This is a genomic window from Rivularia sp. UHCC 0363 (genome assembly GCF_034931125.1).
Classification (GTDB): domain Bacteria; phylum Cyanobacteriota; class Cyanobacteriia; order Cyanobacteriales; family Nostocaceae; genus Rivularia.
On the sequence record NZ_JAYGHM010000061.1, the window covers coordinates 1 to 12,497 of the forward strand.

Genomic DNA, 12,497 nt, shown 5'->3' on the forward strand with positions numbered 1-12,497 from the left:
ATTTCAAATCTAATTCGTCAATAATCGGATAAGGATAACGGCTAAAGTTTTCGGAAGCTTTTTTGAGTTTATAGTTGAAGACTAATTTGGAATCTGGCTGAATCTCCGTCCAGAGGCTTGGATCGTAAGGATCTACACAAACTTCAGCATTTCTTTGCTGGGCAATTATTTTGAGTTCGTTATAGTCTCGAAGTAAACTAGGTGGAATATCAACCAGTAGTTGACCGAGTTGGGACTGTTTGCGGTCTAGAGGTATGCTACCTACAGCCGTGTCGTTAACCAAAACGGTTAAGTTGGAACGGTTAGCATAAAGTGCTGTTGAATGTTTAAACCGAATTAAAGCTTTTACACTAGCTACATCCCAATTGCGGGGACGGGTAAAATCTATACTACCTTCAGAAGAAATTCCTCTTAAGCGTATCTTTTTACCCTCAATGGGAGCACGGTTAAATTCCAAGTTATAAGTAGTGATGTTCTTTTCAGAATTTACTGACTTGGTTGAATTTGCTTCAGTTAATATTATTTCTTTATCCGCATCCCCAGGGTTTGCTTGGGAAATTAATGATTCTTTCTGACCTCGTTCGAGCGCTTGAGCGTCTAATAAGGAATAGGGAGATAGTAAACAAAAAATAATAAATATTTTTGTACTGGCTTGGAAATAAAATAGTCGTTTCATGAGTTGATTGTGTTTTGTAATGACGGGTTTACTGGTGTTTTTGAGTACAAATTTCATCGTATTTTGGATTTGTCCTACGGACACGCTACCCGAATGGATTGAAGATTCAAAATCCAAAATAGCGCTGACTTACCCCTGACTTTAGATACAGGGTCAATCTAAAATCTAAAATCCAAAATTGTCTGACCACTATTTCTGAATCAGTTTTCTTGGTATGTCATTCGGATGTAGTAAACTTAACCAAACAAGATTTTGAGTATAATAAGCCGCGCGATCGCCCCAAATTCCTTTTTTATAGTTGGGTAATATTTTTTTTGCTAATACTTCCTGGGCTATTTTCGGTTGTAAAAGCCGCATAGCTACATAAAACATCGCGTATTGCGATGTTGCGTCATAATCTACTAATGCCTTTCCCTCTAAATCAATCCGTGCGGGCAAGTATGATTTTTGCTGCCATAATTGTTGCAGATGTTGAGTAGATTTCTGGAGATAGCTTTTTGCTGGTGATGAATTAAACCACACTGCATCAAGTGTTACTCGCCACCAAACTCGATACGCATCAAAACTGTATAAAGTTTCAATTTTTCTTGAGGAAGGTAGGGCTTGAAATTCGCCGTTGGCTGTATTTAGAGCTACCCAGTCACTTGGTAAATTTACAGCAGAAAGACTTAAGGATTTTTCTAATATCTCATAACTACTATCTACCAAACTCAACCAGTCACGCTTTGGATCGACTTGGGAAAAAATCCGAAAAGCATAGGGAGCGAAATAAGAAGGATTGAGATAAATAGTGGAAGAATTGGGAATAAAAGCATCCTTTGGTCCTGGTAGTAAATAGCGTTTACCGCGATCGCCAACGGTAGAAAGTTTCCACAAATCTTGTAATTTCGCTTGAGCTAATCGTAAGTATTCAGGACGATTCCAGCGTCTGTGAGCAAAAATTAAGGCTGTAATCGCATCAATATCTCCGTCGCTAGCAAAATTATTGTCGATAGTACCCCAACTACCGTCGGCTTTTTTGCCCCATTTCCAAGCCCACAAATTATCTGTTTTTTGACCATTCTCTTGTCGTCGGAGATTATTCTCTGACCAGTTTAAAGTTTTAGCAAAAGTTGAGGGGTCATCGATTAAAACTGCTCGCAGCATAGCGTAAGCTTGACCTTCGCTGGTAGAACGATATGCGGCTTGGTAGTCAATGACTCGACCATCACCTTGGATAAATGTACGACGGTAGCTATCCCAACTTTCTACGATCAACTCCCGATTCGGATTTTGGGGTAAAGCTGCAAGAAATACGCTATCTTGACTCAAGGTTCGGGAACTGACGACCCTACCAAAAATACAGCTATATAAGCCAATGGGGATGGTAATTGCAGCTAATACTGACAAATATCGCATCGAAAAAAACTTGTTTGTTAAATTTTTGCTAATTTTGTCTAAGTAGTAAGGACGAAATTTCATCATAAAATTAATCCCTAATCCGTCGATTTGGGTCTTCCCAATACGGTTGAAAACCGCGTCGAAGCAGAAAATCTTCGTGGATTTGTTGCATCCTGCGAGATAGTTTTTTATCTATTACACCCTCTTGATTTTTTTGATTTTGTAATTGCTCCATCTGTGATAATGCAGCTAAAGGACGATCTAAAATTGCATACAGATCGGCGATCGCCATTTTTGCTGTTCGATCTTGGGGCTGTTGCGTTAATATCTGGGAATAAATTTTCTGGGCTACTTCATATCGACGCTGTTCAAAACGTATTCCCCCTAATGCTGTTAAAGCATCGATGTCATTTGCTTGATTTGTCAAAATTTTCTCATAGGCAATTCCGGCTAAATCTAAATCTCCAATCGCTTTCGACAATTCTCCCTGTTCCCTGGGATTTGTCGCCAACTGCTTGACTAAATCTCTTGCTTGTGCGGGGTCGCGTTTATTGACAACTTGTAACAACCGCTTTTGGATTTGTAAGTTAGTATCCCCTTGCAAAAGATAGTTATATAGAGGCTCCCATTCTGCAACAGCAGGAAGTTGCCCTACCAAACTATATAATTCCGGGGGAGTTGAAGTTACTTTTTGGGTTGCTAACCAGTTATTAACTACCGTAGTCGCTTGCTGTCGATCGATTCGTTTGGCTTGATAGGCAACACTAACTTGTCCTAACTGATAGGTTAAATTTTGCGGTTGACGAGTTCGTAGTTGACCGTAAGCCGCTAAAGCTTCATCAAAACGCTTTTGTTGCGAACGGATTCCCGCTAATGCTCTTAAAGCACCGTTGTAAATTTCATCGTCTGGTTTTTTATCTAATACATTTTGGTAAATTAAAGCACCCGCTTCTAAGTTACCTTCCTGTAACTCAATTTCTGCTGTTAACAACTGAGTAGCTAAGTTATTTGCACCTTCAGGAGTGGCTTGATAAGCTGCTAAAGCTTGTCTAGCAGAAGCTGTATCCTTTTGCCGTAAATACATTTGAGCAATGCGGAAATTGAGAAAAGGAGCCTCAACACCCTTCTGCAAAACACTTTGATAGCTAGGAATAAGTTCTGAATCGCGAGTATTAATTTGTACTAATGCATTCGCGAAGTTGTGTAATTCTCCGGGGTCTTGAGGCAGGTTTTGTAGTAAACTAATTAACCTTGACTTCAAATCCTTTTGACTAATTAAATCTAGCTTGTTCTGTAACGCTAACTGACGTAAAACCAAACTTTTATCGTTTGGTAATTTTGCCGCAGCTTGTTGGTAAAGTTGTAACGCGGTTTGTTCCTGTTGCGGTAAACCGGAAAATACATCGGCAACTTCCAGCATTAAGGAAGTTGGAGGATTGGGATTATCGGCAAGTACTTGCCGGTATAAACTAGCTACTTCTTTTACTAAAACAGAATCATTCTTAGTTTCAGTTTTACGAATTTCATTTAAAGACCGAGCTAAAAGTAACCTAGCATCCGGTTTACCGTGCAAAGGTTGCAATACAGCCAAAGCCTCAGCCTGTTGATTATTAGCAATATAAGCTTGGGATAGTTCGGCACGAGTTGTAATTGCTAACAAATCGAGACTATTGGAACGAGCTAATTGAGCTTTTAAAACCTGTATTGCTTCCGTGGGATTTCCAGTTTTTTGTAAAGTTCTACCGTAAGCGATCGCTGCATTTCCAGTAATGCCTTTTCCCGTGGAACCATAGCGTTTAAAGAGTTCTAGGGCTTGTTGATAATTGCCAGCGTAGGCAAAAGTTTCCGCAGCTTTGACAAGAATCTCTGGAGTGGGATTTTTAGTCAGTAAAACTTGGTAATCTGCGACTGAATCGTTAATTCTACCTTGGTAGTAGTAGAGTACAGCCCGCAAACTCCGAGCTTCTAAATCGTTAGGACTGCTATTTAATAAAGTAGTCAGCGCTGCTATACCCTTGGCTTGCCACTCCGGACGATAGGTTCCCAACAAACCTACAGTTTTGAGAGCGGGTTGGTAATTGGGGTCGAGTTCTAATACACGTTGGTAGGAATTCCAAGCAGCATCAATTTTTCCGGCACGATTATAGGCGATCGCCAATCCTAAATTTGCCTTGACTGATTGGGGATTGGTTTTAATGGCTTGACGAAAAACTTGAATTGCATCGTTTACCCATCCTTTTTTCAAAAGTCTATTCCCTTGCTCTACTAAGCTGGATGTAGATTTTTGGGCTTGAACGGGTGCAATATTGTTAAAGATCGGTACGGTAACAAGAGAAATTGTTAATAATAAAAAGTAAATAGGAACAATCAATTTGTATATTTTACTTTTTGTCTGGACAGACTGCTGCGGACAAGAATGATGTTGATTTATAAATTCCTTACTCATCGAACCTTTCTCCTCTTTGGAGTAATATCGAATTCAGATTTTACTCTCACACCCAAAACCGACTCGTTAAAACTGTCCCTTCCTTGAAAAGACAAACCAAAACGCAGATTGGGAAGTAATTTCAGATCGTAAAAAAGTTCCACTACATCTGGTTTTTTACCTTGACGGACACCGTTAGAGAGAGCGCTGCCGTAGGCTAAACCAAGTCGGTCATCGGGTGCGAACAAATCCAAGAAACTCAATCCCAAAGAATAAGTATCCCCACCTGCTCCTAAATCATGATTTTCGTAACGACCGTAACGTCCAAACAAACCTAATTTATACTGCGGAATAAAAACTTCAGCATTGATTCCATAACCTGATTCGCGATCGTCCTCCAATAGTCCAAACTGATTATTTCCTCTGGCAATTCCAAAGCTTTCTGCGAAGGAATCGCGATTACCTGCATCCCTATCTGTGGAATAAGTCCCGCGAATAATGGCATTACCATAACGGATACCAACCTCACCAGCAAATCCATCCAAACTCAAGTTACTCAATCCCTTTGAAGAAGAAAAGATTGCAGCTTTAGCCACGATGTTATCAGTCGCGTTCCAGTTAACCAAAAAACCCGGACGCGAACCAATACCTGTAGAAGACAAGGCTGGATTTGTTTGAAAAACTGGATTGAAAAACTGACTTGCTCCATCTTTAGCAAAGCTATTCCGGTCAAAATAAGAAGTTAAATCCATTTGACCGACAACAAAGCGTAAGTTAGGCAATCCCTTTAAAGAAGTCGCGTAATAAAGTTCGTTGATATTCAAACCTCTACCACGGGAGTCATCAAAGCTGTTGTTGTCACTGCTTAAGTCTAAAGTGCCACCAACTAAACTTTGAGTATTCAACGGATAAATTCCTGTAACTCTTGCTCGTGCTGAACTATTCCCACCTTGAGTTACATAAACTCCTTGGAGGATCGCAGATGGTTCTCTTAAAGTGCGTTTTCCTTCAGGCTCTTGCTCTGCTGGCTTTTGGATTGACTGTTGAATACTTAACGGCACTATTTCTTGTACCGCTTGAGTATCATCTAACTGTTGTTGGGATGGTGTTTGCAGATTCAGTTGTTGATTGAAAGTTGATGTTGTCTGCGTGCAGTCGCTATCAACATTGCAGCTTTGAGATTTAAATTGTGGTAATTCAAAAGCAAGCTGAATTATGTCTCGTGCTGTAACTGCTGTGAAGTCGTTAAAAAAAGTGTCACTTTCTAACGAACTGTTAGGACTATGCTTGAATTCACTTATCCTGCTTGGAAGCTTCTCAACAGAAATAGGAACTGTTATCTGTTCGATAGAGCGATCTAAGTCTTGAATATCGTGTTTCTTCGGAGATTGTAGTCTACTTTCCAGTCGATTTATTGGTGTTGCTCGAACGATCCTATCACTTGTCGATGAAGAACTAATTTGTGCAATTGCCGAACTGCTGAATGTCATCATCCACAGGATTGAAAACGAAGCAGAACAAAACAGAGAATAAATCTTAGAACTAGGTTTCGAGTCGATATTTTGATGAAAATGCAATACTTTTTGGCTCATTACCTGATGGCATGATAGGTATAATCTATTACGAAACAATAAATACTTCCGAGGGAACACTGATGTAATTTGAGGATACTTTACAGCTTTTATTTCTGTAGATCAAGTAAATTTTTTTCCAAAATACATTTTATTTTGATCGGTAAGAAATTTGTAGTGCCGTCTTCGCAGCGTTCTTGTTGACACCAGGGAGCAAGACCCCGACACTACGAATGTTTTACCCTTCATAAGCTGTCTGGAATATTAGCGCAATCAATATCCAAGTTCAGAAGTTAAAACTCAAAAGTAAAGAAACACTAGCCGAAACTTTTGTCAAAGATAACTTTTAGCTGCATGAGCGAAAAAATCTTCAAGGACGCTAATAACTTACATCCTGGTATCAAAAGTATTTATGTTTTCTCAGAAACACACACAAGCAAGTCTCTAAAACAAAAGACTTGCTGCTTGCTATTAGCCATCAAGGAAAACACCGGAGGCTGGCAATGTATCTAGGTAATTTGCGGTTGAGGAGCTAAGTCAACGGCAGGATTCAGGCTCTACTCAGATACTGCTGTGGAGATTTTTAACTCTGAAGAATCCTTCACCATGCTTTGATCGTTTAGAAAACTGCTGAGTCCTAAAGCTTGCAAACGAGATTCAGAAAGCTTAAATTCTTCAAGGAATTTTTCCTTGTGCAGTAAATTTTTCTCTAACTGAGCTAACTTATTTTTATCATTTAAGGAATTGCTACTCAACTGTTGCAATCTGGTTAAAGCCGCAACAGAGATTCCCGCACCAAAACTTATTAAAGTAGCAAATACAACATAAGGTGCAGCGACATCTCTTAATTTACCATTAAAGAAAGATTCTTCTTCAATTCTAATTCCAACCTGGCTTTCGCCCATTACGGCAAGAGGAACGGTCATTACAGCAAACACGATACCGCAGGCGATCGCAGCTGGTAGAACAAATTTACTTGATGCAGATAAAGTCATTTTTACAACCTAATAGGTAGATGTATTAGACGAACAATAGTATGCACCCATCCTTCAAACAATCATTTCCCCTTAGAAGGCTACCAAGGTGAAACTGATTAGTACAAGAGAAATTTCTAAAGGTAATCTTCAGAATCCGGCTTGACGATCGCGAATTATATTCAGACGTAGTTCCTGACTCGTTATAGCTATTTAGATCTAGCTTTAAAAGCTATAGGAAATCCTATCCCGGATGGGTGTTAATATCAAGTTATCTTAATCACATACAATCCTCTCCAGAATAATATTGATGAAGTTAGTATTAAGAAATCGGGTAATATTTAAAGTAGATAAGTAAGTCGGCGTAAAAAAAGCAAGGTATGTCATTGCGAGTAGAACGGAGTGAAACGTTCGCGGAGCGTGTCCCCTTGGGACTCAGCAATCGCAGGGGTTTGATGATTGTTTACATCCTGTTACATGATTCGGTTTATTTGTGCCGACTTACTTATAAAGTTTGATAATTTTTTCTATTCGCTAAACTGGTAAAAGCAAGAAAAAGTGAAATTCCAGTGCTTACATGAAAACTTCAAAAACAGCACAAGAGTTATTTCAAACCGCTTTTGAGAGTCGTTACACTTGGGACGAAGACTTTCCCGGTTACAGCGCTAAGGTGCAGTTAATCCAGGGACAAGAAACTTACACGGGCAAAATCTTTATCCACCGTGACTTGAGTGTAGAAGTAAGCGGAATTTCCGATATTGAGGTACAAGAAGGGATTTACATTCAACTGCGGAATGTTGTTACCCATTGCAAACCCGCTTCTTTTAATGAGGAATATGGGGAACATGAGTTTATCCAATCAACAGACGATACCCAAGCAACAGTCATTATTGTTAAAGGGGAATCGTTAAACTCTACTTACAAGATCAAAGGGAGGGAAATTTGTCAAGAAACTCGCGTAAAGGGAAGCACGGCTTTTGTCATTGATACCCACGAGAATTTGGATACAGGTGAAGGTTATATTGCAAATCGCTACGATGCTATTTTTCGCGATCTAAAAACCAATGAAATTCAAAGCATTCTCAAATTTGAAGATACCTATGAGAAAGTAGGTAACTACTATTTGATGATCAAGCAAGTGGTACAAGATTCTCAAGACGTTAAAGACACCATAGCCGAGTTTAGCTATTCCGACATTAAGCTACAGGAATCGGCGATGATGTAAAAATGGGCATTGGGAATTGGTAATTGGTAATTGGTAATTATCCCCCCATCCCCCCATCCCCCCATCCCCCCATCCCCTTGTCCCTTTGTCCCCCATCACTTCACCACAATTGGTCTAGTATGTAATTAACAAGCTTTGAAAACAAATGTCACTTAACACAGGTCAAAGATTATGGAATTAACGAACGAAAATGTGGAAACAGTTCTTGATGAGTTGCGCCCATACTTAATGTCTGATGGTGGCAATGTGGAACTTGTGGAACTTGATGGTCCCGTTGTTAAATTACGTTTACAAGGTGCCTGTGGTTCCTGTCCTAGTTCTGCTATGACTTTGAGAATGGGTATCGAACGTCGTCTGAGAGAAATGATTCCAGAAATTGCAGAAGTGGAACAAGTAGTGTAGAAGTAAAAGTTGGGAATTAGGTTTTTTTTACCTAACTCCTAATTCTTAACTTTTAACTCCTAGCTCCTAACTCCTCCCTGACTTATGTCTCACCCTTTGCACGTCGCTTTTATTTGGCATCAACATCAGCCGCTGTATAAGTCTCCTGAAGGAAATGCTGCTTCGTATTCTGGTACTGGAAGATATCGCTTACCTTGGGTGCGGTTACACGGTACTAAGGATTATTTAGATTTGGTGTTGATGCTGGAACGGTATCCTAAGCTGCATCAAACTGTGAATTTGGTACCATCGTTGATATTGCAGATTGAAGATTATATTGCTGGTACTGCTTTTGACCCTTATTTAGAAGTTAGCTTGACCCCTACAGAACAACTAACTCAGGGACAGTTGGAATTTATTCTTGAACATTTTTTTGATGCGAATTACGAGACTTTAATCAAACCTCATCCCCGCTATAGAGAGCTTTACCAAATGCGTCAGGAGAAGGGAGAAGCTTGGTGTTTGGCTCATTGGGATTTGCAAGATTATAGCGATTTATTGGCTTGGCATAATTTAGCGTGGATTGACCCGTTGTTTTGGGACGATCGCGAAATTGCGGTTTGGTTGAAGCAGGGACGCAATTTTAGTATGGGCGATCGCCAGCGTATTTACTCGAAGCAGCGCGAAATTTTAAGTCGCATTATCCCGCAACACCGCAAAATGCAGGAAACTGGTCAGTTGGAAGTGATGACTACACCTTATACTCACCCAATTTTACCTTTACTTGCGGATACTGATGCCGGTCGCGTAGCGGTGCCTAATATGATTTTGCCGCAACAACGTTTTACCTGGGCTGAAGATATTCCTCGTCATCTACACAAAGGATGGGAAATATATAAAGATAGATTTCAACGAGAACCGCGTGGATTATGGCCCTCGGAACAGTCGGTAAGTCCGGCAGTATTACCGTATATTGTAAAACAGGGATTTCAGTGGATATGCTCAGATGAAGCAGTGTTGGGATGGAGTTTACAGCAGTTCTTTCACCGCGATGAAGCCGGAAATATTCAACAACCGGAATTACTTTACCGTCCTTACAGCTTGCAAACTGCGGTTGGAGATGTATCAATAGTTTTCCGCGACCATGCATTATCTGATCTAATCGGCTTTACCTACAGCGGAATGTCTCCTCAAGACGGAGCGCAAGATTTGATTGGACGATTGCAAAAAATCGCTCAAATGCAGCAGCAAAGTAGTGACGAACAGCCTTGGTTAGTTACGATCGCTTTGGATGGTGAAAACTGTTGGGAGTTTTACGAGCAAGATGGTAAACCGTTCTTAGAAGCTTTGTACGAAGGTTTCAGCAACGAACCGCAATTAAAATTGGTTACAGTTTCCGAATTTATCCAACAGTTTCCTCCTACAGCTACGATGAAGGGAGAACAATTGCACAGCGGTTCTTGGGTAGACGGTAGTTTTACTACCTGGATTGGCGACCCGGTAAAAAATCGAGCTTGGGATTACTTAACTCAAGCTAGACTTATGTTAGCGAATCATCCCGAAGCCACAGAAGAGAACAATCCCTCCGTTTGGGAAGCTTTATACGCAGCAGAAGGTTCCGACTGGTTTTGGTGGTTCGGTGAAGGACATTCATCAAATCAAGATGCGATTTTTGACCAGCTATTTCGGTTGCATTTGCGGGGAATTTATCAAGCATTAAACGAACCCGTGCCGAGTTATTTAATGCAACCCTTAGAAATTCACGAAGCACGAGCAGATCATCGCAGTACCGGATATATTCATCCAGAAATTAACGGTAGCGGTGATGAACGAGGTTGGGGAAAAGCCGGACGTTTAGAAATCGGTGGTGCGCGGGGAACCATGCACAGCAGCAGCGCCATCCAACGGTTGTGGTATGGATTAGACCAGTCAAATTTCTACTTACGCATGGATTTTAAAAGCGCAGTCCAGCCAGGAAAAGATTTACCACCACAATTAAATTTGTTGTGGTTTTATCCTTACAAAACCATGCACAACAGTCCTTTACCTTTAACAGATGTACCGGATGCAGCACCAGTTAATTATTTATTTCATCACCATTTAGAAATTGATTTGGTAACGCACTCAATTCAATTTCAGCAAGCTGGCGAACATTCGCAATGGTATCCCCGCGAAAGTAACGCCAAAACAGCTTTAAACACTTCATTAGAAATAGCAGTACCGTGGACAGATTTGCAGCAACCCCCAGAATCTCCGCTCCGACTTGTTTTAGTACTATCGGACAAAGGACGCTTTCGTAATTATTTACCGCAAAACGGATTGATCGCCATTGAATTAACTTGAAAAGGGAATTGGGAATTGGTAATTGGTAATTGGGAATTGGGAATTGGTAATTGCTAATTTAAAACTCGTTGTCCCCCCATCTCCCCATCTCCCCCTTCGGGTTCACCACTTCTCTCAACGGAGGGAACCTCCGCACGAGAGTGGGTTCACCATCTCCCCATCCCCCCATCTCCCCATCCCCCCATCCGGAGTTTTGAAGAAAAAGTCGGGTAAAATTTAGGATTATGCAAAGATACGGTAATTCTACTGGCGACAAATACCGATCGTAGTTACATTGAGAAAATCGTGAAGTCGCGATGTAAATAATATCTTTGATTATAATGAATCGTTTTTCTCAAAAAATATCAACTCTTCATTCAGACCTGTTGACAAATAGTAAATTAGGACAATTATGTGGTTCTAAAACTTTATTTCGCGATCGCTATGCGATTTTACGTATTTTGGGTAGAGGAGGTTTTGGTGTTACTTTTTTAGCTCGAAATGTCAGTCTACCGGGACATCCTTTGTGCGTGATCAAACAGCTTTGTCCTAAAGTTAGCAGTCCTAGAAGTTGGCAAAAAGCTAAAGAACGTTTTGAAAAGGAAGCTAAGACTTTAGGTCAATTGGGAAACCATTCTCAAATTCCCATGCTTTTAGATTACTTTGAAATGGGAGAAGAGTTTTTTCTGGTTCAAGAGTATGTCCGTGGCTGTACTTTGACTAGGGAAGTCAGACGCAACGGTACTTTGAGTGAAGCTGCGGTGAAACAGTTTTTGCACGAAATTCTCCCGGTATTACAATATGTCCACAAAAATCATGTAATTCACCGCGATATCAAACCCCACAATCTACTCCGATGCGAAGATGATGGACGTTTGGTGTTGATTGATTTTGGTGCGGTTAAAGAAGAGTTAGCGTTAATTGGTGAAATTGAAGAGAAAACGACTGCGACGACTAATTTCGTGGGGACTATGGGATTTGCACCTCCAGAACAGTTTTCTTTACGTCCGGTTTACAGCAGCGATATTTATGCATTAGGTATCACCTGTCTTTACTTGCTAAGTGGAAAAGCACCTTTAGAATTTGATTACGACACAAATACGGGTGAAATCTGTTGGCAAAAACAATTAAAAGTTAGCGAACACTTTGCCTCTGTTTTGGATAAAATGCTCAAGGTTAGTGTCAGGGAACGCTTTAAGTCAGCGAATGAAGTCATGTTTGCTCTGGGTATGGAATCCCATTTACCTCACTTAACTAACTGCTTGGCGATTCAACCTACAGAGATTCAAGGTAAAACTAATAGCTTCGAGGATAATTACAGCAGTTATTTACCTCCATTTGCACGAACTGCGATCGCGATTCGGGAATGGAAAGCCAAACTAAAATCAAGGCAATCAAGACGAAAGTCTCGACCTTATTCTTCACTAACATAAATTAAAATTACTAGAATGTAGCAAATACTTCTATTGAATTTAAGTGAAAGCTTGATTTACGATCGGATAAACTATTAATTGAAAAATAAACGGTTATTATTAATACATTA

At 40.3% G+C, this 12,497-nt stretch carries 9 protein-coding genes; 4 read left to right on the forward strand and 5 right to left on the reverse strand.

The features are described 5' to 3' along the window. From VB797_RS26705 to VB797_RS26725, 5 genes are all read right to left on the reverse strand, one after another. Positions 1-676 (reverse strand): cellulose biosynthesis cyclic di-GMP-binding regulatory protein BcsB (locus VB797_RS26705; protein WP_323240794.1); only part of this gene is annotated, 676 nt, incomplete at its 3' end. 189 nt (positions 677-865) lie between these two features. Continuing rightward, complete coding sequence (locus tag VB797_RS26710) at positions 866-2,074, reverse strand: glycosyl hydrolase family 8 (RefSeq protein ID WP_323240830.1); 1,209 nt, start codon at positions 2,072-2,074, stop codon at positions 866-868. A 70-nt stretch (positions 2,075-2,144) separates the two neighbouring features. Beyond that, the gene (locus tag VB797_RS26715; RefSeq protein ID WP_323240795.1) at positions 2,145-4,502 is read right to left on the reverse strand and encodes a tetratricopeptide repeat protein; all 2,358 of its coding nucleotides are present in this window, start codon (positions 4,500-4,502) and stop codon (positions 2,145-2,147) included. Continuing rightward, entirely contained in the window at positions 4,499-6,073 is a 1,575-nt protein-coding gene (locus tag VB797_RS26720) for a carbohydrate porin (RefSeq protein WP_323240796.1), read from the reverse strand. Before VB797_RS26720 ends, VB797_RS26715 begins: the two co-directional genes overlap by 4 nt. Before the next feature lie 536 nt (positions 6,074-6,609). After that, positions 6,610-7,047, reverse strand: coding sequence for a hypothetical protein (locus VB797_RS26725; protein ID WP_323240797.1), 438 nt, complete (start codon positions 7,045-7,047; stop codon positions 6,610-6,612). Between the two features lie 556 nt (positions 7,048-7,603). Between VB797_RS26725 and VB797_RS26730 the strand changes: the two genes are divergently transcribed. The 4 genes from VB797_RS26730 to VB797_RS26745 all read left to right on the forward strand — a co-directional run bounded on the left by VB797_RS26730 (position 7,604) and on the right by VB797_RS26745 (position 12,387). Continuing rightward, complete coding sequence (locus VB797_RS26730; protein ID WP_323240798.1) at positions 7,604-8,251, forward strand: DUF3386 domain-containing protein; 648 nt, start codon at positions 7,604-7,606, stop codon at positions 8,249-8,251. A 171-nt stretch (positions 8,252-8,422) separates the two neighbouring features. Continuing rightward, positions 8,423-8,653: a NifU family protein gene (locus VB797_RS26735; protein WP_323240799.1), complete on the forward strand. Its 231-nt coding sequence runs from the start codon at positions 8,423-8,425 to the stop codon at positions 8,651-8,653. Between the two features lie 84 nt (positions 8,654-8,737). Further along, entirely contained in the window at positions 8,738-10,975 is a 2,238-nt protein-coding gene (locus VB797_RS26740; RefSeq protein WP_323240800.1) for a glycoside hydrolase, read from the forward strand. A gap of 320 nt (positions 10,976-11,295) precedes the next feature. Beyond that, positions 11,296-12,387, forward strand: coding sequence for a serine/threonine-protein kinase (locus VB797_RS26745; RefSeq protein ID WP_323240801.1), 1,092 nt, complete (start codon positions 11,296-11,298; stop codon positions 12,385-12,387). Positions 12,388-12,497 lie beyond the last annotated feature (110 nt).

What these genes read in the sequence shown, in the direction of transcription:
- VB797_RS26720 (WP_323240796.1), bottom strand. Translation starts at nt 6,073, where the DNA reads ATGAGCCAAAAAGTATTGCATTTTCATCAAAATATCGACTCGAAACCT.
- VB797_RS26735 (WP_323240799.1), top strand. Translation starts at nt 8,423, where the DNA reads ATGGAATTAACGAACGAAAATGTGGAAACAGTTCTTGATGAGTTGCGC.
- VB797_RS26745 (WP_323240801.1), top strand. Translation starts at nt 11,296, where the DNA reads ATGAATCGTTTTTCTCAAAAAATATCAACTCTTCATTCAGACCTGTTG.
- VB797_RS26730 (WP_323240798.1), top strand. Translation starts at nt 7,604, where the DNA reads ATGAAAACTTCAAAAACAGCACAAGAGTTATTTCAAACCGCTTTTGAG.
- VB797_RS26740 (WP_323240800.1), top strand. Translation starts at nt 8,738, where the DNA reads ATGTCTCACCCTTTGCACGTCGCTTTTATTTGGCATCAACATCAGCCG.
- VB797_RS26725 (WP_323240797.1), bottom strand. Translation starts at nt 7,047, where the DNA reads ATGACTTTATCTGCATCAAGTAAATTTGTTCTACCAGCTGCGATCGCC.
- VB797_RS26710 (WP_323240830.1), bottom strand. Translation starts at nt 2,074, where the DNA reads ATGCGATATTTGTCAGTATTAGCTGCAATTACCATCCCCATTGGCTTA.
- VB797_RS26715 (WP_323240795.1), bottom strand. Translation starts at nt 4,502, where the DNA reads ATGAGTAAGGAATTTATAAATCAACATCATTCTTGTCCGCAGCAGTCT.